22 protein-coding genes and 1 tRNA gene are annotated in these 22630 nt (G+C 70.6%); 15 read left to right on the top strand and 8 right to left on the bottom strand.

What is annotated here, in order from left to right:
• Positions 1-84 precede the first annotated feature (84 nt).
• On the bottom strand, positions 85-783 hold the full coding sequence (locus ACH4S8_RS30905; RefSeq protein WP_398399829.1) for a hypothetical protein: 699 nt from the start codon (positions 781-783) through the stop codon (positions 85-87).
• A 179-nt stretch (positions 784-962) separates the two neighbouring features.
• On the bottom strand, positions 963-3332 hold the full coding sequence (locus ACH4S8_RS30900; protein WP_398399827.1) for a glycoside hydrolase domain-containing protein: 2370 nt from the start codon (positions 3330-3332) through the stop codon (positions 963-965).
• A 289-nt stretch (positions 3333-3621) separates the two neighbouring features.
• Here ACH4S8_RS30900 and ACH4S8_RS30895 point away from each other — a divergent pair, with 289 nt between their 5' ends.
• A complete protein-coding gene (locus tag ACH4S8_RS30895) occupies positions 3622-4011 on the top strand; it encodes a hypothetical protein (protein ID WP_398399825.1) in 390 nt (129 codons plus the stop codon).
• A gap of 179 nt (positions 4012-4190) precedes the next feature.
• Positions 4191-5435 (top strand): SUKH-4 family immunity protein, encoded by a 1245-nt coding sequence (locus ACH4S8_RS30890; RefSeq protein WP_398399823.1) that lies wholly within the window; start codon positions 4191-4193, stop codon positions 5433-5435.
• A gap of 82 nt (positions 5436-5517) precedes the next feature.
• Here ACH4S8_RS30890 and ACH4S8_RS30885 read toward each other — a convergent pair whose 3' ends face one another.
• On the bottom strand, positions 5518-6786 hold the full coding sequence (locus tag ACH4S8_RS30885; protein WP_398399821.1) for an MFS transporter: 1269 nt from the start codon (positions 6784-6786) through the stop codon (positions 5518-5520).
• Positions 6787-6840: 54 nt separating this feature from the next.
• Here ACH4S8_RS30885 and ACH4S8_RS30880 point away from each other — a divergent pair, with 54 nt between their 5' ends.
• The 8 genes from ACH4S8_RS30880 to ACH4S8_RS30845 all read left to right on the top strand — a co-directional run bounded on the left by ACH4S8_RS30880 (position 6841) and on the right by ACH4S8_RS30845 (position 14848).
• Positions 6841-7659 (top strand): helix-turn-helix domain-containing protein, encoded by an 819-nt coding sequence (locus ACH4S8_RS30880; RefSeq protein WP_398399819.1) that lies wholly within the window; start codon positions 6841-6843, stop codon positions 7657-7659.
• A 125-nt stretch (positions 7660-7784) separates the two neighbouring features.
• A tRNA-Arg gene (locus ACH4S8_RS30875) sits at positions 7785-7860 on the top strand.
• Positions 7861-7966: 106 nt separating this feature from the next.
• The gene (locus ACH4S8_RS30870; protein ID WP_398399817.1) at positions 7967-9100 is read left to right on the top strand and encodes a gala protein; all 1134 of its coding nucleotides are present in this window, start codon (positions 7967-7969) and stop codon (positions 9098-9100) included.
• Positions 9097-11010, top strand: coding sequence for an ankyrin repeat domain-containing protein (locus tag ACH4S8_RS30865; protein WP_398399815.1), 1914 nt, complete (start codon positions 9097-9099; stop codon positions 11008-11010). Before ACH4S8_RS30870 ends, ACH4S8_RS30865 begins: the two co-directional genes overlap by 4 nt.
• Positions 11007-12209, top strand: a complete 1203-nt coding sequence (locus ACH4S8_RS30860) for an AAA family ATPase (protein ID WP_398399813.1) — start codon at positions 11007-11009, stop codon at positions 12207-12209. Before ACH4S8_RS30865 ends, ACH4S8_RS30860 begins: the two co-directional genes overlap by 4 nt.
• A 41-nt stretch (positions 12210-12250) precedes the next feature.
• Positions 12251-13414, top strand: coding sequence for a VWA-like domain-containing protein (locus ACH4S8_RS30855; protein ID WP_398399811.1), 1164 nt, complete (start codon positions 12251-12253; stop codon positions 13412-13414).
• Between the two features lie 256 nt (positions 13415-13670).
• Positions 13671-14405: a dienelactone hydrolase family protein gene (locus ACH4S8_RS30850; RefSeq protein ID WP_398400247.1), complete on the top strand. Its 735-nt coding sequence runs from the start codon at positions 13671-13673 to the stop codon at positions 14403-14405.
• Positions 14406-14407: 2 nt separating this feature from the next.
• Positions 14408-14848: a DUF6086 family protein gene (locus ACH4S8_RS30845; protein ID WP_398399809.1), complete on the top strand. Its 441-nt coding sequence runs from the start codon at positions 14408-14410 to the stop codon at positions 14846-14848.
• Between the two features lie 149 nt (positions 14849-14997).
• On the opposite strand, the gene ACH4S8_RS30840 is transcribed toward ACH4S8_RS30845, so the two are convergent.
• Positions 14998-15759, bottom strand: coding sequence for a DeoR/GlpR family DNA-binding transcription regulator (locus ACH4S8_RS30840; protein WP_398399807.1), 762 nt, complete (start codon positions 15757-15759; stop codon positions 14998-15000).
• A gap of 90 nt (positions 15760-15849) precedes the next feature.
• On the opposite strand from ACH4S8_RS30840, the gene ACH4S8_RS30835 reads away from it, so the two are divergent.
• Positions 15850-17082 carry an MFS transporter gene (locus tag ACH4S8_RS30835; protein WP_398399805.1) on the top strand — a complete coding sequence of 411 codons (1233 nt, stop codon included), beginning with the start codon at positions 15850-15852 and terminating at the stop codon, positions 17080-17082.
• A 154-nt stretch (positions 17083-17236) separates the two neighbouring features.
• Complete coding sequence (locus tag ACH4S8_RS30830) at positions 17237-17581, top strand: hypothetical protein (RefSeq protein ID WP_398399803.1); 345 nt, start codon at positions 17237-17239, stop codon at positions 17579-17581.
• A 49-nt stretch (positions 17582-17630) separates the two neighbouring features.
• Here ACH4S8_RS30830 and ACH4S8_RS30825 read toward each other — a convergent pair whose 3' ends face one another.
• Positions 17631-18545, bottom strand: coding sequence for a GNAT family N-acetyltransferase (locus ACH4S8_RS30825; RefSeq protein ID WP_398399801.1), 915 nt, complete (start codon positions 18543-18545; stop codon positions 17631-17633).
• 350 nt (positions 18546-18895) lie between these two features.
• Here ACH4S8_RS30825 and ACH4S8_RS30820 point away from each other — a divergent pair, with 350 nt between their 5' ends.
• On the top strand, positions 18896-19846 hold the full coding sequence (locus ACH4S8_RS30820; protein WP_398399799.1) for a hypothetical protein: 951 nt from the start codon (positions 18896-18898) through the stop codon (positions 19844-19846).
• A 268-nt stretch (positions 19847-20114) separates the two neighbouring features.
• On the opposite strand, the gene ACH4S8_RS30815 is transcribed toward ACH4S8_RS30820, so the two are convergent.
• The 3 genes from ACH4S8_RS30815 to ACH4S8_RS30805 form a co-directional block, all read right to left on the bottom strand.
• Positions 20115-20381: a DUF6959 family protein gene (locus ACH4S8_RS30815; protein ID WP_398399797.1), complete on the bottom strand. Its 267-nt coding sequence runs from the start codon at positions 20379-20381 to the stop codon at positions 20115-20117.
• 258 nt (positions 20382-20639) lie between these two features.
• Positions 20640-20786, bottom strand: a complete 147-nt coding sequence (locus ACH4S8_RS30810) for a hypothetical protein (protein WP_398399796.1) — start codon at positions 20784-20786, stop codon at positions 20640-20642.
• Positions 20787-21005: 219 nt separating this feature from the next.
• Positions 21006-21350 carry a DUF2750 domain-containing protein gene (locus ACH4S8_RS30805; protein ID WP_398399795.1) on the bottom strand — a complete coding sequence of 115 codons (345 nt, stop codon included), beginning with the start codon at positions 21348-21350 and terminating at the stop codon, positions 21006-21008.
• A 68-nt stretch (positions 21351-21418) separates the two neighbouring features.
• On the opposite strand from ACH4S8_RS30805, the gene ACH4S8_RS30800 reads away from it, so the two are divergent.
• Positions 21419-21904, top strand: coding sequence for an NUDIX domain-containing protein (locus ACH4S8_RS30800; protein WP_398399793.1), 486 nt, complete (start codon positions 21419-21421; stop codon positions 21902-21904).
• 29 nt (positions 21905-21933) lie between these two features.
• Positions 21934-22341, top strand: a complete 408-nt coding sequence (locus ACH4S8_RS30795) for an NUDIX hydrolase (RefSeq protein WP_398399791.1) — start codon at positions 21934-21936, stop codon at positions 22339-22341.
• Positions 22342-22630 lie beyond the last annotated feature (289 nt).

Here is a 22630-nt window from a genome sequence, read left to right as displayed (position 1 = left end):
CATGAGACGGGACGGGACGGGACGTGACGAGGCCGGGCCCCGGCCCTGTGTGAGGATCGGGGCCCGGCCGTCGCTTTGCCGGCGTCAGCGCTGTCGGGCCGCCAGGGCGTCGGCCGCCTTCATCCGGGCCGGGGCGGTGGCCTCGATGGTGCCCGCGCCCTCACCCGGCTTGAGCTCCCAGCCCCGCAGCTTCGCCGCGACCCGGCGCAGTGCCGCGTCACCCGGCCTCACGTCGATCTGGAAGTGCGACTCCTTGGCCGGCTTCAGGTCGCCGCCCCACTTCACGACCCCCTCCAGGTCGGCGAGGATGTCGCGGACCACCACGAGCTCGGGCGGGAAGAACCCGCCCTGCGCCCGGACCGGGTAGAGCAGCGGACGGATCGCGATCGCCGTGCCCGAGAGGTGGTTGCTCTCGTACGCGGCCGCCACCGTGCGCGAGGTGGTGTGGCCGGTGACCTCGCCCGTGCCGAGCGTGTCGATCTCGTAGTGGAAGCGGCGCACGACGTGCGTCAGCACGGTGGCCACGTCGCCGTCGGCCGCTTCGAAGCGGACACCGCCCGTGCCCTCGACGCGGTGCGCCGGGGCGGAGTCGAGCACCGGCCATCCGTTGGCGCTGGTCTTCTTGCGCCACTGGCCGGCCGCCGCCGCCGCAACGGGCGTGGCGGCGAATGCAGTTGAGCTCATCCCGTCGGCAGCGAGCGCAGCGCCACCGGCGGCACCGAGCCCGGTGAGCAGAAAACGCCGCCGGTCGAACCGTATGGCCGGGGTCGTGACATCACGCATGAACAGATTCCCTCTCAAGACGTGTGGAAAAAGGTGCGGTCCGGGCCCGCCCGCAAGGGGCGCGGGGCTGCGGCATCCGCGGCTCCGCCGCGATGGGGGCCAGTTCGAGCGAAGCCGGGAACTCGGGGGAGCGATCAGCCCCACCGGCCCGCGGCCGAGAAGACGCACCCCGCGGAGCACTACGCGCCCTTCGCGTTCGCTTCCTGCAGGGCCCGGTCGTGGAGCCCGTCCGCGAAGCCCCGGCAGAAGTCGTTGAGGACGGCGTCCGGCAGATCCGACGGCAGAGGGGCGTTCTTGCCCGCGATGTCGTAGATCAGCTTCGTGCGGCCGACCGCGATGATCAGGTCGTAGTCCAGGAGCAGGACGGAGCGGGCCATGGTGACGACGTAGTCCGTGTTGCCGCCGAAGCGCTGCTCGAAGTAGTCCCGGAACCGGGTCAGGGCGCCGGCGTCGCGCTCGCCCATGCCGTAGTGCTCGCGCACCACGTCGAGGAGCTGGCCGCCGCGCTGCACGCGCCGGGCGATCAGATAGCCGTCGGCGTCCTCGATGAGATCGTTGAAGCCGAACGTCGAGGTCACGCCCATCTTCGCGAACTTGGCGTCGCAGTAGGCGTGTCCGGACGGGTACGCCTTGATGTCGCGCCGCCACTCCGCGTAGAGGGTGATGAGATCACCGGCCCAGCCCGCGATGTCGCCCGCGCCGACGGTGCGGATGTCGCTCTCGCTCTGCGGTTTGATGTAGTGCCCGTTGGCGGCGGCGAGCAGGTGCTCGGCGCCGATCGAATATCCGGTGACGAGGTCCTTGAACTCCTTGAGGACGGAGGCGCCGTGGCTGTCCGCGAACTCGATGAAGTCGGTGTGCATGAGGCCGAGCAGGGAGATCCACGTTGCGCCGCGGTAGGCGATGTGGCGGCCGTACTCCATGGTGAGCTGGTTCGGGTCACCGCTCCCGGTGTTCGTGAACTGCATCGCCAGCGGGTACACCGTCTCCAGGTTCTTCACGAACGCGGATGCGGGGTCGACGACTTGGTGGATGCTGTTCTGGCCGGTGTCGCTGCCGGCCCGGTGCGCGTCGTTGTCCAGGTCGAACGCGTCGGACCCGGCGGAGAACTTGAACTCCCGGATCTGGTTGAACGCCCAGTTGGGCGGCAGCGGGAAGCCGAGGTTGCCGGAGAAGCCCCAGGACATGCCGGAGACGAACGAGTACCGGGCGCCGGCGTTCTTGCTGACCTGCGTGCACACGTTGCGCGAGCCGTAGACGCCGTGGACGTAGCGCATTCCCTTGTTGGCGAGTCCGGCCTGCACGCCCTGGAAGTACGGGACGATGTTGGAGGCGATCTCGTCCGCGGTGGCGTCGTAGTCGACCGCGAAGTAGATGACCGTGCCGCGGTTGAAGCCGTAACTCTCCGCGCAGGAGTGGGCGTTCAGCGCGTGGTTGAAGCCCTGCTCGAAGGTGAAGTCCACCAGGCGGCGGGCGTTGTCCTGGTAGATCGGGAAGACGCTCAGACCGGAGGCGAAGATGTCCTCCAGCTCACCGTCCTTGATGTTCTTGTCCAGGGTGCTGCCCGGCGGGTCGAACAGGTAGCGGCCGACGTGGCGGTAGCCCGCCTTGTACAGGGCGTCGCCGCGCGAGCGGGTGATCCTGAAGCGCGTGTCGCATGCCGCGGTGGAGCGGTTGGGGTCGCCGGTGGAGACCAGCAGCTGGGCCCAGGTGCCGTAGTCGCCGACGCCGCTCGCGCCCAGCTCCGAGAACGACTGGAACGCCTTGACCCACTCGGTGAGCTTGGCGTCGAACGTGCCCCGGAAGGTGGTCATGATGTTGGAGTCGGGCGTGACCACCGGCGAGTTGAAGACGCACGCGGCGGAGAAGAGCTGGACGAAGATGCCCGAGTCGCCCTCCTTGACCACGTGCTTCCTCAGCCCGTCCTGGGTGCCGGGGCCGAACGCGCCGGTGGCCTGCTCGTCGGGTATGCCCAGCTCGTACTGGATCGCCTTCATCAGCGACTTCTGCACATCGCGCGAGTAGACGCCGTCGGCGGGGCCGATGAAGAACGAAGACCGGTTGACGTAGCGGCTGTTGAGCCAGCGCTGGACCTCGCGGACGGTGTCGGTGCCGCCCGTGATCGAGACGTAGGCGTCCATGCTCAGGAGCGCCTTGAAGATCTTCGGCGGGACGAGGCCGTTCGAGGCGTCGACACCGGCGTCGTTCTTGAGGTTGCGGACCGACTTGTCGGTGGCGGCGCCGTACGAGCCGGTGCCGTCGCCTCCCCAGTAGCCCTTGCAGAACAGCGCGTGCTCGACGATCTTCTTGATGTTGACGTTCGACTCGTTCGGGCCGATGTCACCGCGCTTGGCCAGCTCGGACAGCGTCCCCGGGCCGAAGCTGGCCATCAGCGGGGCCATCCCCAACTCCGCCTGGAGCGCCATGGTCAGCGAGAACATCGTCGACCAGCCGGTACGCCCGTCCTCGGGGCACTTCGCATAGCCGGGGATGTTCGCGTAGGTGGCGTTGACCCATTTCTGGGCAGCAAGGACCTTGTCGTCCGCCATGTTTCTCTTTCTGATGAGCGGGGCTCGGGACTCGGGGGTGCGTGAATCCTGATGGCGGAAGGCATGCCGAGTGTGGGCATCGCTCAACTGCCCTTGCCGGGCAGGGTGGTCGGAGCGGCACCACGGCAGATTTCCCCGCATCACACCGGCGTCGGTTTCCCCCGTCGACGACCGATGGCGAAATGATCATAGCCGACACATGTGACGTCTTCGCAGGTACGAGTCATGCCCTGACCTGTCGTACGATCTTCCACCGCAAGTGATCATTTACGATCTACGGGGACAACTCATGGGTATGGGCAAGAAGTTCGCCATGGCCGCGGCGACGGGTGCGCTGACCGTCACCGGTCTCGCCGCCACGGGCGGGACCGCGTTCGCCGGGACCAACGGGCAGCAGATCATCATCGACGACCAGACACGACGGGTCGAGTCGATCCTCATCAAGGGGTCCGACCAGCACGGCGCGCCCGCCACGGCGTGCATGGTCACGTCGGGCTACGAGAGCCGTATGCCCGGCTGGTGGTGGCGCGACTACATGCACTTCAGCAAGTGGACCGACAAGACCTGCGGCAAGAGCGGCGGCAGCTGGCTCGGCTCGCAGGACGAATGGGTTCCGGCATGGCAGTCGCCGGACCGGGGCGACTGGTACACCATCGGCATCTTCAAGAACGACAACTGACGTTCCACGAGGACTGTTCGGCGGGGTGGTGCGGGGCTCCGCACCACTCCGGTGCCCCGTGATCCGCCGGATCGCTGAACGGCGAATGCCGCCGAACCGACCGACATACGCAGCTGATGACCGTGAACCGGGCCATGGGGTCAGGTGGCGCTGTCGGTGCCGGATGACAGCATGTCCGTATGACCCGTGACGATCTTGACATGCTGTTCGCCTCGCCCGCGGCGCTGCTGGCCGCCGGCCCCGAGGCACTTCGCGACCTGCCCGTCACGGGCGGCGGAGTCGGCCGCGAGGCCTGTGCCCAGGCCGTCACGATCCTCGACGGAGCCGCGGTGCCGCGGGCGGAGTTCGCCTCGTGGCTGCACTTCGGCGCGAAGGTCCTGGGCCACGACGACTACGCCGACCTCGTCGCCGAAGCCGCGCCGGACATGCCGTGGCGAACCGTCTGGGCCTGGTGGCGGCCGGTCGGGGCCTACCGGGCCACGCCGAACCTGAGCGGGGACGCCGACGTAGAGGTCCATGAGGCCGAGGACGGCCGTCTGTTGCTGAAGCTGTGGTCGCAGTGGACCCAGGAGCGCTGGCTCGATCCGGCCACCGGCGAACGGGTTCCCGCCCCCGCCGACGGCGAGTTCGCCGAGCGGCCGTACGACGCCCCCGTCGAGGAGCCCGTCCTCTTCGACCCGGACGACGACCACGGACTCCACCAGCCCGAGACCTGGGAGGAGCTCGCACCTCTCGGTGGCGACCGTGTCATGTTCTTCGAAGCGCGCGGTGTCGTGGTCCTGGAGCGCAACGGCACGGCGGCCGACGATCCGACGGGATCCGCAGCCGTCTCCTGGGGCGCGGGCGGGCCGTGGTTCACAGGGCTGTCGGCAGCCGAAGTACCTCTGAACGCCGCTCGCTTGGAGGAGGCGTTCGGCGCGGACGGAATGGCGGTGCTGACACGGGATCAACTGCCTGCCGCGCTGGCCCACGAGCCCACGCGGGAGCTGGCCGTCACGGCGGGGCTGCCGACGTGGTTCGCCGCGGGAGTCGCCTCGTTCACCCTGGCCTGGAGAGACGGGAAGGCGCACGGGCTGGAGCCCGACGAGAACGGCCTGCTGCACCTGGGCACCTTCGACCTGGCGTACGCCGACACCGGCCGGGTGCTCGTCCACCCCGGGACGGGCGCGGTGTCGATGGTGCGCAACGGCGAGGGGTCGTTCCCCTTCGCCCGGGACACCGAGACGTTCGTACGGCTGCTGGAGGCCGTGTACCGGTTCATGGGCGCCTGCTGGAACGCGTACCCGGGCGAGGACGGCCGACGGGACTTCCTGGACGAAGTTGCCGCGCTCGAACCGCTCTCGGTGGACAAGCAAGCGCCGGCGCAGGACGTCTGGGAGCACCTGTTCGCAGCCATCGTCGAACTCAGCCCGTGGGGTTTCTGACGCGTTGGGTGGCCATCGCGAATCTCCCTGCCCGGCCCGGCGAAGCGGGCCTTTCGTCTGATCCGGCGCTCCGCTCGAAGGCCTACCGGGGGTTGCTGTCGGACCGGGCGGGAGCGAGTGCGCCGTCGGTATCGCCTCCGTTCCGGTGTGCCGCAGTGCCTCCGTTCCGGTGTTCCGCAGTGCCCCCGTTCCGGTGTGCCGCAGACCCGGGCCTCGGAACGCCGGGCTCGGGCAGAGTGCGGAAGAACCACCAGCTCAGCGCGGGCATCAGGATGAGCGGTGTCAGAGCGGTGCGCAGCGAGGTGGCGTCGGCGACGCTGCCGATGAGCGGGCTGACCAGGCCCCCGATGCTGACGGTCAGACCGAGGGTGATGCCGCCGGCGGTGCCGATCCGGGTGGGCAGGTAGTCCTGTCCGAGCGTGACCTGGAGCGAGAACGGGACGTAGAGGCCGGCCGAGGTCAGCGCCACGAACAGGTACAGCGCGGGGCCGGGTGCGAACACGACCCCCGTGACGGAGCCGACGGTGGCCAGGTACGACCAGCGGGAGACGGTGACCCTGTCCCAGCGGTCGGCCAGCCGGCCGCCGAGGACGGAGCCCACCGCGCCGCCGGCGTAGAGCACGAACAGTGCCGCGGTGCCCGCCTCCGTGCTGCTGCCGTTGCGTTCCCTGGCGTACAGCGAGATGAAGGTGCTCAGGCCGATGAAGACGATCGACCGGCAGACCACGGCGAGCGACAGTCTCACGAACGACGGCCGGTCGTCGCGCGCGGCGACCGCGGCCGTCGCGGACCCGGCGGCGCGCCGTCGCTCCAGTGAACGCAGGACCGGCAGGCACACGACGCTGCCGACGAGCGCGGGCACCACCAGCAGCGGCGTCAGCCGCAGGCCCCCGGTCGACACGACCGCGGTGACCATGAGTGGCGCCAGTGCGAACCCCAGGTTGCCGCCCAGCGAGAACCAGCCCATCGCACTGTGACTGCCCCCGCTCGCCCGCCGGGCGACCCGGGCGGACTCGGGGTGGTAGGCGGCGACACCGAGCCCGGAGACCGCCACGAACACCAGCGTCAGCCCGTACGAGCCGCTCAGCCCGCTCAGTGCGATCCCCAGTCCGCCGACGAGGGTGCTCAGCGGCAGAAGCCAGGGCATCGCCCAGCGGTCGGTGAGCACACCGAACACCGGTTGCGCCACCGAGGACAGCAGCGAGGCGGCGAGCACGATGCCGGAGACGGCGGCGTAGCTGTAGGCGCGTTCGGAGACGAAGAACGGGACGAGGGACGCCACCGCGCCCTGATAGACGTCGACGCAGGCATGCCCGACCGACAGGAGCGTGATCGATCTGTTCTTTGACACCTCACCATGGTCGTCACCGGGCGATGTGTCGTGCTTCCGATAACCTGCCAACCGATGACGCAGATCCGCCACGAGCTGACGGTGCCGACAAGCCCGCAGATCCACCATGAGCCGACGGCGCCGGTCCGTCCGCGGATCCGCCACGAGCCGACGGCGCCCACCCGCACGCAGCGGCTGGCGCCCGGTGCCGCGATCGACGCCCACCGGCACGACGACCATCAGATCGTCTACGCCGGTCGCGGAGTTCTGGCCGTCACCACCGGCGCGGGCTCCTGGGTCGCGCCCGCCACACGCGCCATCTGGGTACCGGCGGGTACGGTCCACGCCCACCAGGCCCACGGTGAACTCGAACTGCATCTGGTCGGGCTTCCCCGGGACGAGAACCCGCTCGGTCTGGACACGCCGACCGTGCTGGCCGTCGGCCCCCTGCTGCGCGAGCTGATCCTCGCCCACACCCGCGCCCCGGTCGACGACAGTCCCGAACGCCTCCGGCTCCGTGCCGTGCTGCTCGACCAGTTGAGGGCATCTCCGCAGCAGCCCCTGCATCTGCCCACGCCGACCGCGCCCCGGCTCCGGGCCCTGTGCGAGATCCTGCGCGCCGACCCGGCCGACGACCGCACGCTGGCCGCGCTGGGCAGAGAGGTCGGAGCGAGCGACCGTACGCTGTCCCGGTTGTTCAGGAACGACCTCGGGATGACCTTCCCGCAGTGGCGCACCCAACTGCGCCTGCATCACGCCCTGGTGCTGCTGGCCGAGGGCACGCCGGTGACCACTGTGGCGCACCGGTGCGGCTGGTCGTCCGCCAGCGCCTTCATCGACGTCTTCCGCCGCGTGTTCGGCCATACCCCGGGTGCCCACCAGTCGTTGCGATGAGCGGGCTCCCATCCCCATGGCCCGGCGCGTGGGTTGGGCCGGCGGAGGCCGGGGAACCGGCCGATCCCGCACGTACCCCACCGCGTTCGAACGCGAATGCGGGAACCGCTATGATCCACCACGGCAAGGCCGTAGCGCAGAGGTCGTCGCGCCCAAGCATCGAGCTGGAGGACGTCGGTTCGAATCCGACCGGTCTTGCCACCTTTGTCGTGGACGAAAGTCGATTGGCGTCGGTTCACCCCGAGCGGGCGGAGGGCGATGCCGCCCTCGGCACACCGGGCACCGGCGATGGACCGGTGGAGTGGTGATGACGCAGCCGACGCCCGTACGCTGCCCCGCGATCGAGCACCCCGACATCCCGATCAGCGAACCCGCTGCTCTGGAGCCGCTGCTCGCCCGACTGCGGTCCGCCGCGCCGGTGGAGACCGACGAGGCCTTCCCGCTCGGCACCGTCCGCGCGGACGGACGCGTCGACCTGTGCAAGCAGGGCCTCGGAGCAGGCGGCGCCGCCCGGCTGATGCCCGTGGCCGCCGCCTCCCCGCACGCCACGCACGTCCTGCTGGGCACCAATGCCATCGGTGACGAGGGAGCCCGTTCGGTCGCCGGCTCGCTCACCGACGGCCACGGCCTGCACACGCTCTACCTCGGCTGCAACCGCATCGGCCCCGACGGCGTCACCGCGCTCACCGACGCGTTGGCGACGGACGGCACCGTCTACGCCCTGTGGCTCAAGCGGAACCCGGTCGGCGACCACGGCGCTCGGGCACTCGCCGCGATGCTCCGCCGCAACACCACCCTGCGCACGCTCGATCTCGTCAACACCGGCCTGACCGTCGACGGTCTGCGTGCCCTGTGCGAGACGCTCACGAACCGCCCCAGCCCGGTGGAACGACTCTTCCTCGGCGGCAACGGCCTGACCGCCGACGTCGCCCCGCTCCTGGCGACCCTGATCCGTGAGGCGGGAGTGCGCGAGCTGTACCTCCCCGCCAACCACCTCGGGGACGAGGGTGCGGCGATCCTCGCCGCCGCCGTCGACCCCGGGCGCCCCGTGCGCCTCGGCCTCGGCGGCAACGGCATCGGACCCGCCGGTGCCCGCGCCCTCGCCGACTCCCTCGACGGCATCGAGGCACTCGACCTGGGCCGGCCGCTGTCGCAGCGCAGCCTCGGTGCCCCCGCCAACGCCACCGGTGACGAAGGCGCCCACGCGCTCGCCGCCGCCCTGCCCGGCAGCCCGCTCCGTCGGCTCGAGCTCTGCCACACCGGCCTGACCGGCCGGGGCGCGAAGACCCTGCTGGCCGCGGTGCCCGACGGCTCACCCCTGGAGTACGTGGGTCTGGGGCCGGGCCTGCCCCGCAAGGTGAAGCGGTCCTTCACCCAGCGCCTGCGGCCCGTCGGCAGGGCGCACCCCGACCTGCGCGCGATAGGGAGTGTCTACCGTTGAGCTCTCGTGACGGACTCCGCTGCTTCTCCCCGGTCGAGGTGTCGAGCCGACGCCGGATCCGCCGGTACGCGGTGCCCCGCTGGATGATCGAACGCGCGACCGCGTCCCGGATGGTCGGCGACTGGCGGGGGGCCTGCGCGGCGGCGAACGTCGACATCGCCTTCGACCTGTCCGAGATCGCCGGCCGCTGTGGTGACGACGTCGCCGCGGCCCTGGAGGACGACCTTCGCCACTTCGCCCCCGACCTGCTGCGCTGGCACCTGCCGCGCATGCTCGGCGGGCGCACCACGCTGGTCACGGACCGGACGGTCGTCCTCGCGCGCTACCGCCCGAAGACGCCCGGTGAGAAGCGCCGGACCACGTGCTACCTGCACATCACCACACCCGCGATGATCGACGGACCGCAGCGGATCGCCCTCAGGTTCGGCACGGTCGAGGACGAGCGGGCCGCGGGCGTCTTCGGACCGAACACCGAGGACTGGCGGTTCGCACGGCACCTCTGGGACGCACGGCACACCGCCGAACTGCTCGAACGCTCCGGCGGCACGGACCGGCCGCCGTTCTTCCACGCCGACGCCACCCCGCGCGGCACGGACGAACTGCCCACCTCCCATCCCGGTACGGGCGACCCCGCGGCGCTGGCCGAATGGGCCACGCTGTTGCACCAGAAGGGTGAGACAGGCCTCGCCCTCGCCGCAGCCGGCATCGAGGTCGACCCGGCACGCCCGGAGAACTCGGGCCGGTACCCCGGGGGGAACCCGAAGCATCTCCTGGACGCGGTCGCACTCGACCACACCCGCCTGGAGCCGGAGATCCGCCGGCAGATGGCCGAAGGCGTCGGCGACCGCTTCGTCATCGCCGCGCACTGGCGGACGTACATCGTGCTGGCGCCCAAGGTCACGGGCGGCCTGCTGCTACGAGCCGTGGACCGGGACGGGGCCAAGGGCGTGCCCATCCTCGCCGAGGCCCTGTGGCGCAGGCTCCCCGACCTCGACCTGATGCGCGTCGGGGGCGTCGCGGCGGAGCATCTGCATCCGCTCGTCCGCGAGGCACTGTTCCCCGCCATGCCCGCCCCGGCAGGCCCGGCCGGTCCGCCGGGGCCGACGCCTCCCGCACCGGTCCGGGTCAGGTGCCGCGGCGAATGGCACGAGGTGTCCTTCCGTCCCGGAGACCTGCTGAGCATGCCGCACAGCGACGAGGAGCAGCAGCGCGAACGCGCCCTGCGCGCCTTCGGTGGCGCCGTCGCCGGATGCTTCGCCGTGCAGCAGACGTGGACCTCCGGAAGCGGCCGCCTGCCGAAGGCGCTGCGGGCCCAGCGCAACGACCTGTTCCTGCGCGCCCAGCACGGCGACACCCCCGGTGTGCTGGAACTCCTCGACGCCGGTGTCGACCCCCGCGTACGGGACGCCAACGGCCGTACCCTGCTGCACGCACTGAACCTCCTCGACCACGAGACGCTCCTGCCGCGACTGCTGGCGGCGGGACTGGACCTGGAGGCCACCGACCAGCGGGATCGCACACCGCTGTACGTGGCGGCCAACGACCTCGGCTCGAAGGCACTGGTGGAGGCGCTCGTCGCCGCCGGGGCGCGGCTCGACGCGGTCGACGAGTCCGACCTCTCGCTCGCCCAGATCGTCCGCCGCTACAAGCGCCCCGACCTGGCCTTCCTCCAGAAGCGCGTCGAGGAGGAGCACCCCGACGTCGGCGCCGACTGGTGGGACGAATGGATGGAGGAGCAGGCGGAGTACTACGACGACGAGGACGAGCCCGACGAGGACGAGCCCGACGAGGACGACGAGCCGCAGTCCGGGGACGAGCCCGGTGATCCGCTGTTCGAGGACGAGCCGGACGACGCCGACGAGCCCCGTGACGCGGACGAGCCCGACGAAGAGGAGAGGCTGCCCCTGTGAACACCGACGGGACCGCCGCCGGCACACCGTCCGGCCCGCTGGCGGCGGCGGACGACCTCAACCGCAGGCTGCGTACGCACCGCACCGAATCCGCCGCGAACCCGCAGTTGGAGGCGCTCGCCCTCGCGGTGACGGCCAATCAGCCGGTGCTGCTGTGGGGCGAGCCGGGCATCGGCAAGTCGGCGGCACTGGAGCAGCTCGCCGCCGGGCTCGGCCTGCCGCTGGAGACGGTCATCGCCAGCGTGCACGAACCCTCCGACTTCGCCGGACTGCCCATCGTCGGTGACGACCCTGCCGTGACCGGCGTCCCGATGGCCCCGCCCGACTGGGCGGTCCGCCTCGCGCGAGCCGGACAGGGCCTGCTCTTCTTCGACGAACTCTCCTCCGCACCGCCCGCCGTGCAGGCGGCCCTGCTGCGCGTGGTGCTCGAACGACGGGTGGGCAGCCTGGTCCTGCCGGAGGCGGTACGCATCGTCGCCGCCGCCAACCCGCCCTCCAGCGCGGCCGACGGCTGGCACCTCAGCCCGCCGCTCGCCAACCGGTTCGTCCACCTCGAATGGACCCACGACCCCCGGACCGTCGCCCGTGGCATGGCCGGCACCTGGCCGGAGGTGACCGTGCCCGTCGTCGGCGCCGCCAAGGTGCCCGGCGCGGTCGCCCGTGCCCGCGGCGCGATCTCCGGCTTCCTCACGGCCCGGCCCGGCCTGGTGCACCACCTCCCCGGCGACGCCGAGAGCCGGGGCCGGTCCTGGCCGTCCCCCCGTACCTGGGAGATGGCACTCAAGCTGCTCGCCACCGGTTACGCGGCCGGCGCCGGGCGCGAGGCACTGGCCGCCGCGCTCACCGGCGCCGTCGGGGACGGCGCGGGCATCGAGCTGCTGTCCTACCTCGAACACCTCGACCTTCCCGACCCCGACCGCGTCCTCGCCGACCCGGACGCCTTCGCCCTGCCCGATCGCGGGGACCGGCAACTGGCGTTCCTCATCGCGGTGGTCGCCGCCATCCAGAGCGACCTCACCCGGCCGCGCTGGGAGGCCGGCTGGGCGGTGCTGGCGAAGGCCGTGGACGCGGGCGTCCCCGACGTGGCCGCCCGGGCCGCCACCGACCTCGCGTCGATGCGACACCTCGACTGGCCCGTACCGCCCGGCATCGACGGCTTCCTGGACCTGCTCCAGATGTCCGGGGCGCTGGGCCGTTGAGGTCCGGGGGGAAGACGGACGGCTCCCGCCCCGCCCTGGACATGACCAAGCTGCTCGCCGCCCGCTACCGCGCGGCGAGCGACCGGCCGTACCTGGCGTCGGCGCTCTACGCCCTGACCGTCGTCCCGAGCACCGAGGTCCCGACGATGGGCGTGGACCGGCACTGGCGCTGCTACGTGTCCCCCGCCTTCGTCGACGCGACACCGGTGCCCGAACTCGCGGGCGTGTGGGTGCACGAGGCGGCCCACCTGCTGCGCGACCACCACGGCCGGGCGGACCGGCTGCCCGCCTCCGCCCAACGGGACTGGCACCGCGTCAACGTCGCCCAGGACTGCGAGATCAACGACGATCTGCTCTCCGACGGTCTGCACCTCCCCGCCGGCCGCATGGAACCCCGCCTCTTCGGCCTTCCCGAGGGCGGGTTCTTCGAGGCGTACCTCGACCTGCTGCCCCCCCATGTGCGTGCGCCGGACTGCGGATCGGGCGCCCACGGCCGACCCGTGCCGTGGGAACTCTCCGACTCCGCCGGTCCCGCACGACTCGGCGAGGTCGAGGCGCAGGCCCTGCGACGGCAGACGGCCGAGGCGATGCGCGCCCACGCCCGCGCCCGCGGCTCCCTGCCCGGGGGCTGGCAACGCTGGGCCGAGGAGATCCTGGAACCCACGGTGGACTGGCGGCAGGCGCTGTCCGGAGCGGTCCGGGAAGCCGCGGCCTGGGCCGGGGGAGCCGTCGACTACACCTACCGCCGCCCCTCGCGCCGCACCCCGGCGCTGCGCGGCGTCGTCCTGCCCAGCCTGCGCCGCCCGCTTCCGCGGGTCGCCGTCGTCATCGACACCTCCGGCTCCATGGGCGACGACGAACTGGCCGCCGCCCTCGGGGAGGTGACGGGAGTCCTGCGCGAGGTGGGTATCCGGGGCAACCGTGTGACCGTGCTCGCCTGCGACGCCGACGTGCACGCCGTGTCCCGGGTGACGGCCACCGAGCAGATCACGCTCGGCGGCGGTGGCGGCACGGACATGCGCGTCGGCATCGAGGCGGCGCTCGCGACGGCGGACCGCCCGAACATCGTCGTGGTCCTCACGGACGGGCTCACGCCCTGGCCCGACGAGAACCCGCCCTGCCGCGTCATCGCGGCGCTGATCGGCTCCACCGCACCGCAGCCCCCGAACTGGGTGGAGACGGTACGCATTCCCCTTCCCGCCTGACGCCACGAACCCGGCACACACCCCTTCGGGGAGGTTCCGCGTCTGCGCGGACGCATGATCTCCCCGGTCCGTACGGTCGCAACCACGTCCGCTTAGGATGAACGGACAGCTGTATACGGGGTGTTGGAGCCCGGCCGACCGTGAACGGGTGCGATGATCCGGCCGCCCGGGGAGTTCCGGCCGCGTGCGCGCGGACCGCTTCCGCCCCGTTCACCGGTCCGAGGAAGGAAGATCCGTCATTCCCGTCGTCAAGGCACTGCAGATCCCCACTCCGGACGGCCGGGCCGATGCCCTGGCCGCCCACCCCGACAGCGACGATCGGCACCCTGGGGTGCTGCTCTACATGGACGCCTTCGGCGTGCGGCCCGTGCTGGAGGAGATGGCCCGCCGACTGGCCGGGCACGGCTACTACGTGCTCGTCCCCAACGTCTTCTACCGGCAGCGCCCGGCACCGGTGTTCGACCTGCCCGAGCACATCACGAAGGAGGCCCGGCCCGCGGTCTTCGCCCAGGTGATGCCCCTGATCGAGGCGCACACCACCGAACGCGTGCTGCGGGACGCCGACGCCTACCTCGACTTCCTCACCGAACAGCCCGAGGTCGCTGCCGGACCGGTCGCCGTCGTCGGGTACTGCATGGGCGCCAAAGCGGCGGTCCGCACCGCGGCCGCCCACCCCGGCCGGGTCGCCGCCGTCGCCGGATTCCACCCCAGCCCCCTCATGACCGACGCGCCCGACAGCCCGCACCACCTCTTCTCCGAGCTCACCGCCCGGGTCCACCTCGGCATCGCCGAGAGCGACATGACCCCCGAGGCGGTCGGCGCGCTGGACAAGGCCCTGGAAGCCGCGGGTGTCGAGCACACCTGCGAGATCTACCCCGGCACCGTCCACGGTTTCACGATGGCCGACACCGACGCCTTCGACGCCGCCGCGCTGCAGCGCCACTGGGACCGCCTGCTCCCTCTCCTGGAAAGCACCTTGGGCACAGGGTGAGCATGGACTTCGAGCTGGACGACGCGACACTGTGGAACCCGTCGAACGGTGCCGGCCGCCTTTTCATGCGGCAGATCGAGGTGTTCGAGGCGGAGCTCGGACTGCCCTCGGGAATCGGCCAGGGCAAGTACTGGGGCGACCCGAGCACGCTCGAGGTCGATCCGGTGCTCTACGAGCAGTTCGTACACCACCTGGTGGCCTGGCACTGCGGGACGGGGCACCAGGTGATCCTCGCCCTCTCCGAGGGGTTCGTGGCGACCGCGGTCGCGCTCGCGCGGCGGGCCGGGATCGAGGTGGCGGTACCCGAACCCGAGGCCGACCCCCGGCGTGGGGGACCCCGGTTCGACGTACAGGTTCCGGCCGGTCCCCGGTCGGCGCCCGGAGCCGTCGCCGACGCGCTGACGGGCCGCGCCCGCGAGATGGACCGGTGGATGGCCTACTGAACGGAGCCCCGGGCTCCGGAGTGCCCGGCTCTCGGGCCGGCGCCCGGCCATCCGCCACTGTTCCCGGATCAGGACGGGCACGGGCCGAGCGCAGGTGGCCGCCGTGACCCGCTCGGCAGTACCCGGTGGCATCCAGTGACGCGCGGTGGTCAGGCGGTTCTGACGACGGTGCCGGCGCTTTCGAGCGCCGTCACCTCGTCAGGGGGTGCGGTGGCGTCGGTGACGAGGGTGTGCAGGAGCGTGGAGGGGCCGACGTAGGCGAAGGCGGTGCGGCCGAGTTTGCTGCCGTCCGTGGCGAGGACGACGCGGCGCGCCGAGGCGATGCCCGCCTTCTTCACCGCGGCGTCGTCGAGGTCGTAGGCGGTCAGGCCGTCGGCCGCGCTCAGCCCGCAGCAGCCCATGACGGCGGTGTCGAAGCGCAGGGCCGCCAGGGAGGCGAGGGTCAGGGGACCGGTGAGCGCCCCCTCGGCGGCGCGGGGCTGTCCGCCGGGTACCACCAGTGTGGCCGGGCCGGGTGTCTCGCCGAGCAGATGGACGGCCTGCAGGGACAGCGGCATCACGGTGACGGGCCGCTCGCGCAGAAGGCGGGCGACCTCCAGGCAGGTGGTGCCGCTGTCCAGCAGGACGCTCTCGCCGTCGGCGATGAGGGCGGAGACCTCGGCGGCGATCCGGCGCTTGGCGTCGACCGACTCGTTGGTGCGCAGCGCGAAAGGCGGTTCCTCGCCCCTGAGCAGCAGGGTGCGTGCCCCGCCCCGGACCCGTTCGAGGACGCCCTGGGCGGCCAGGGTGTCGAGGTCGCGCCGGATGGTCATCTCCGAGGCGCCGGTCAGCTCCGCGAGTTCTTGTACCGTGGCGCCGCCGGAGTCCCTGACGGCCTTCGCGATCAGCCCGTGCCGGTCTGCGTTGCTCATACCGGGATTGAACACCACCACACAACGAACGCACAACGTGTTCAATTCTCTGGCTTTCGCACATCAGAACTGTTCGTTACGGTGGGCGGCATGGACCGTTCGCTTCGAGCCGCCCGCGTGGCGACCTATGTCTACTTCGTTCTGTGCGGCACTCTCATGGGCGCCTGGGTGGTGCACATCCCCGCCGCCGAGGAGCGCGTGGGCGTCAGCCACGCGACGCTGGGTGCCCTGCTGGTACTGCTCGGGCTCGGGGCCTTCGCCGGGATGCGGGTGGCGGGCCCCCTGACCGACCGCTTCGGCGCGCGCATCGTGGTGCCCCTCAGCGGGGTGCTGTGCAGTGCCGCCCTGGTCCTGCCCGGTCTTGCCCGGGACCCCTGGACGCTGGCCGGAGCGCTGCTGGTCTTCGGGTTCTGCAACGGGTGCCTGGACGTGAGCATGAACGCCCACGCCGTGCACGTGGAGAAGGCCTACGGCCGGCCCGTCATGTCGGGTTTCCACGCCACGTTCTCCGTCGGTGGCGTCCTCGCGGCGCTCGCCGGAGCGGGCGCCGCGAGCGCCGGCCTGGCCCCGGCCGCGAGCATGGCCGCCATGGGAGCCGTGGGCATCGCGGTCGCCCTGGCGTCGGCACGCGCCCTGTTGACGGAGCCCACCGCACCCGCCCCGGCCGACACCGGCGCCACCTCCGGCACCGACTCCACGGAGGGGACCGGGACACCAACGGCCGTCCCGCTCCGCGGCACCGGGGGACGCGTCCGGCTCCTCGCCGTCCTGGCGTTCATGGTCATGCTGTGCGAGGGCGCCGCCAACGACTGGAGCGCCCTGCACCTGAGGGACGTCCTCGGCGCTCCCGCCGACACGGCCGCCTTCGCCTACGGCACGTTCGCGGCGGCCATGACCACAGGCCGACTGCTCGCCGACCGCCTCGTCGCCCGCTACGGCTCCATGGCGGTCCTGCGCCACGGCGCGGCCATGGCCGCCGTCGGTATCACGCTCGTGGCTCTCTGTCCCTGGATGTGGGCCGCGTTCGCGGGATGGGCGCTGTTCGGCCTGGGCCTGTCCGGCACTGTCCCGCAGCTGTTCAGCGCGGCCGGTCACGCCGATCCCGCTGCCGCCGGCGCCAACGTCTCCCGCGTCGCCGGGCTCGGCTACGTCGGCATGCTCGCCGGTCCCGCGCTCATCGGCTGGCTGACCCACGTCGTCGCCCTCGACCACGCCTTCGTCCTGCTGACCCTGCTGTGCGTGACGACGGCCGCGGCGGCCGGGATCCTGCGCACCGGACCCGACCGCACACCCCGGAACGAGCTGGAACCCATCGGCCACTGACCGCCTGCGCAGCGCAGCGCGCTTGCTCTCCCCCGGCCACCAGAGCCGGGGGAGGAGGACGGCACCCCGTCCTCGACCGTGAGGACTGCACCCGCCCCGGCACGCGGACGAGATCTGCCGCGCCCGGGTCCCGTACCAAGCGATCCCCCTCGCCGTGCGCGAGCGCATCGAGCGGGACCTCGACGGCCACGACCGCGACGGCTTCCTTGTCCTGCTCCCCGACGGCACACCGATCGGCCGTATCGCCCTGACCGACCAGGGCCTGGCCGACGGCACGGCCGAGATCATGCTGATGCCGGGCCGGACCACCGGGGCCGGGACCATGGCGCGGACGCCGTGGACGCGCTGGTCGACCTCGCCTTCGGTGAACTGCCCGTGCACCGCGTCCAGGCCGTCACCCACACCGCCGACACCGCGGCTCTCACCGTCCTGCCTCGACGGCGGACGGGATGGGAGTCGGGGAGAGTGGTGGGTTGAAGCAGCCGACCGACGCCTGTAGAACGACTTTTGCCACTGGCGGAGCGCCTGTCAGAGCATGTGCGCCGCCATCAGGCCGCGGAGCGGGAAAGGTCGGTGGAACGGTCTTCCTCGATGACTTGGTAGCCGGCGCTCGCGTACAGGTTCATCGCCACCTCGTTGCCGCCCCATACGGTGAACATCAGGGCCGAGTCGCCGACCGCGAACGTCGCCTGTTCGCCGGCCGCCATCGCGGCTCGCCCGTACCCTTTGCCGCGGTGCTGCTCCTGGATGTACAGCGAGTAGCCGTAGGTGACGCCCGGGAGGTGCCCGTGCTTCAACCAGCCGGTGCCGATCCGCTCACCCGCCGCCTCGAGCACCAGGAACGTGTTGTCGGGCGTCTCCAGGCCCTCGGGAATCAGCTTCGCGAAGTCGCGGTCGGACTTGCGTGCGGCCGCCTCGGGGCTCAGGGCTCCCGACCGAACGATGTCGCCGATGTAGGCGGCCTTCTCAGAGGCGAGCCACTCGGGATATTCGGCCTGTGTCATCGGCCGTGCGGTGACGCCGGCGAGTGGTTTCGGCGGGGAACCGACACGCCGCGCCCTGACCTGGCCGCGGATGCGGTAACCGCTGAACAGCTCGTCCGCTGACTCGGTGAGCCGTATGTCCAGCCGGTGCGCGCCGCGCTCCGTGCACCATTCCTCGGCCCAGTCTCGGGCGGCCTGCTCGTGCCCCCGGTCGACGTGCAGCGGGTCGACGCGGAGGTCGCCGATACGACCCGCGAGCGCGCCGTTGTCGTCGACCACAACCACGGCGACGTATCCCACACGGGTCCCCGCGTCCGTGATCTCGGCGACGGTCCAGTCGCCGATGCCGGCACGCACATCCTCGAGCATGTGCTCTGCGGCGGCCGCACCGAGCCCGGCCGCCGTGTACGAGGTGCGTAACCGCCGCTCGAAGTCCTTCTGCCATTCCGCGGCGTCCCCAAGGACGCTGAATTCTGTCACCTGATCACACTAGCCACGTTGCCATGGACCTGAGCAGGTGGTTCCAGTCCCGATGCGCTTCCGGGGCTCGCGTAGCGGTCTACGGGTCGTGTCACTCTCGCGCCGGAAGAGGCGAGGACTCACGGGGACTCGGCGACAATATCGGTGCAAGCACCAGGCCTTGCTTCGAGCCACGTCTCCGCGGCTCACGCCGGCAAGAGTCCACCCTCGCTCCTGAAGCGGGGATCGCAGGCTTCTGGTCGTGCTGTACAGCAGCGAAGTGCAGCAACCACCGAGACCGCAGCTGACCACCACCGGCCTCGAACGACCGGCCGACCTCAGCGACTGTCGCGCCCATAGTTCGCATCGAGGTGGCACGAGCGGTGATGGCCGGCTTCGGGCGCGTTACGATACGCGGCCCGGAGGTGATCATGGGTCTTACCGTTCCGCCGGCCCCGTTCGACATCGCGGATGTATTTCCGGAACTCGTGCCGTATGCGCGGGCAACCACTCTGCTGTACCCGCGCGCCGGCAGCCCCGTACGGGATGAAAGCTCGATGGGTGGGCCGCTCCTCTGGCCCGCCGATGAGCCCTGGCCGACGTGCGCGGCTCCCGAGCACTACAACCCCGCTCGTGGTTGCGCGGTGGTCGGGCCGACGCCCGTCGCCATGGTGCCCGTGCTGCAACTCATCGCTCGCGACGTCCCGGCATTGGTGTTCCCGGCCGACGCCGACGTGCTCCAAGTGCTCTGGTGTCCGCTGATCCATCCCGAATACGACCAGCACTCGCCGGTGCCGGTGCTGCGCTGGCGATCCATGGCCGACCTGGCGGATCGTCCACTGCTGGACGAGACACCGCAGCCTCACGAGTTCGACGACGAGTACGTCCCACAGCCCTGCGTGATACACCCCACCGAGACCGTGGAGTACCCCAACTGGGACATGCCTGCGGAGTTGTCCGAGCGCGTGGGCAAGTGGAGCGAACAGATGGAGCAGTCCTGCGGCATCTCCTACTACGACACCTTCACCACTCAGCAGAGCAAGATCGGCGGATACCCCGGCTGGACACAGCCGCCGAACTGGCCCCACTGCGCCTGCGGTTCACGAATGGAACACTTGCTGACGATCTCGGCGAGCGAATCGTGTGGCCGTTGGCTCCCGGTCGAGGAGCGCACCCGTCCCGGTTGCGGCTGGGAAACTTCCGATGACCCGGAACTACAGCATGACAGCCACGAAATGATCATGGGTGACTGTGGAGGCGTCTATGTCTTCGTCTGCCGCACCTGCCCTACCTGGCCCACGATCCACCGCTACGACTGCTGAGCTGTAGAGCGCCGAGTTCGGGCTGTGCGACTCAGAGTCCGTCCCGCCGTGCAGAGAACCGACCACTTCTGAACCGCACTTCATGTGCGCGTGCCGCAGCCGTGCCACATCGTGCGGTCATCCACGGTCAACGACGGCTTGCCACGGTCGAGATGCACCGATGAGCTGGACCGGCGCTACAGCCGGAGTGACCTGGACGTTCCCACGGTCGACCACGCCCGCCCTCACGAAGCAGCGATCCATCTTTCAACGACCGGAGCCTTGAGATTCAGTACGGCCGCGGGACCTCGTGGGCATCCAGCGCGGCGGTGTACCGCGCCAGCAACTCATCCAGGTCGGCCAGCAGAAGGCCGGCGGTTTCCCGTGCCCCGGCGAGGTCGCCCTGTTCGCAGGCTTCAACGACTTCGGCGACTTCGCTGCGGATGACGGAGAGAGAGTCGCCCTGGATCAAGACGCCGGGGAACCGACGCGGTGGCAGGCGCACCACAGCGTTGTTCCCACCGTCCGTGAACAGCTCTGCCTCGACGCGTTCCATCGCACCATTCAACCTGACATCACCAGCTGGCATCAACGACGCCGTACACAGACAGCCTTGAGCAACCGAACGCGCTCGCCGAACGAGGGTCTGAAAGCTCCAGGGCGGCTGATGGAGCGAACTTGCAAGGCGGATGCCGACGGTTCGAAGCCGTCCGCGCCCACCAGTCTCAGGACACGAAAAAGGCCCAGGTCAGCCGGTGTGAATCCGGTGATCTGGGCCTTGATCTTTTTCGGCTGCTCGGGGCCGTCGTGCCACTCACGTGCCAGATGGGTCGCGGGGAGGCCGCTTCACCTTCTTGATCCGACCGTCCACGTAGTCGGCGATCTGGTGGTCACGCCCGTTGACGAGGTGCTGGTAGACCAGCGCGGCGGCAACGAGGAGATCCCGATCAGCCTCAGACACAGCCGCAGCGACCTTTTACGCCCGAGCGGCCACAGCTTGAGCGTGCAGCCGGCGGTTCCCGAGTGGAGGGAGCAGGGACTCAGCGAGGTCCGCCCCTTGGGGGGTATCCAGCGCAGAAGGCATGGATGGAACGGTCGCCGAGACGAGCACGGAGCCGACAGGCCACGACCTTGGTCCATGATCACGGCGCGGTAAAACCTTCCCTACTTCATAGAAGGTCTAGTCGGCCGCCGCCAGCCGGTTGAGAACTTCCATGGGGGTGAAGTCCCAGCCGACCAGGCGCGGCCCGCTCCAGTTGATACCGATCTTGAGTCCGTCGTGGGCGTAATCGGGCAGCTCACGATTGCGCCAGGTGTCCAAAGGCATGGATTCAACGCGTAGCCCATGCCCCCAGATCTTCGCTGCCCTCTGGGCGCGGGCCGAGGTCGACCAAAAGCCAAGATTTCGCGTGCCGTCCGCGGAGAGGGTGGTCGGCATTCCGTCGTCATCCCTGACAAACCAGACCACACCGCTTTTGCGGACGTCTCGGAAGAATGCCGCCACTTGCGAACCGCTCTGACTCATGGCCGCCGAGCCTAGCGTGGCCCCCGCCACTCATTTCGTAAGGGTTCCAACTGAGTACGCTCGGTTGCATGGCAGCGAACGAGCGCGAAGTGAAGATGGCGCGTCCGCGTATGGCCGCGGGTGCGCTCTTCTTCGATCCCGGTGGCCGCGTTCTCATGGTGGAGCCCACGTACAAGGACTACTGGGACATCCCGGGTGGGTACGTCGAGACCGGTGAATCGCCGCTCCAGGCTGCCGGCCGTGAGATACGCGAGGAGCTGGGAATCACGCCGGTGCTCGGTCGCCTCCTGGCCGTCGACTGGGCACCGAACGGAGCCGAGGGCGACAAGGTGTTGTACCTGTTCGACGGCGGCGAGCTCGCGCAGGAAGCCCTGGAGGGGATCCACCTCCAGACGGAGGAGCTGAAAGCCGCCAGGTTCGTTGCCCCGCATGAGATCGCAGATCGCACGATCCCGAGACTGGCCCGGCGGATCCTGGCAGCGATTGAGGCCCGCGCCGAGAACGCTCTGGTCTACCTCGAGCACGGCCAGGCGCCGGGCAAGCAGGCGGCATAGCGGCGGCGGGAGAGAACCCCAAGCACTCGGTGTCCGTTGCGGGGGATCACCGTTCGCGGGGACGGCAGGATCCTCGCTGTCCGCCGGACAACGGTGCCTGGGAGCCGCCCGGCGGAGTCCTGGAACTGGACGAGGAACCGCAGACAGGCGTAGCGCGCGAGGTCTTCGAGGAAACCGAAATCAAGGTCGCCGTCGGTGAACTCACCGGTGTCTACAAGAACATGAAGCTGGGAGTCGTGGCCCTGGTCTTCCGCTGCGAGCCATCGGCCGGCACCGAGCGCACATCCAGCGAGTCCACTGCCGTTGCTTGGCTCACGCCTGACGAGGTCCAGGAGCGCATGTCCGAGGTCTTCGCGATCCGGGTGCTGGATGCCTTGAACGGCAACGGGCCCCAGGTGCGGAGCCATGACGGGAAGCGCCTCATTGCAGCGGGATAGAACTTTCTCTACTTCATCAAGTGCCCGCGCGAGCGCGGGCTGGCCCCTGGGGCCCGACCCCTCTGCGCCTTCGGCGCCGGGGTCGACCCCTGGGGCCGCAGCAAGCGACGGCCCATGAGTAGAGATCTAGACATGGGGTGCTCCGGTCAGAACGTGCCTCCGGCGGGGGCGCTCGGGCTCCGAGATGGCGGGGGCGCTGTTCGCGGGTGCCGGCCGAGTGTGGCGTGCGCGGGGTGCTCCCATCCCGTCTGCCGTCGACCCAGGCAGAGCCGAGCAGTCGCGGCCCAGG

The sequence above is a fragment of the Streptomyces sp. NPDC021080 genome, from assembly GCF_044333225.1.
Taxonomy (GTDB): Bacteria; Actinomycetota; Actinomycetes; order Streptomycetales; family Streptomycetaceae; genus Streptomyces.
The sequence above is the reverse complement of the archived record's forward strand: the minus strand, read 5'-3'. Positions and strand labels throughout refer to the sequence as shown.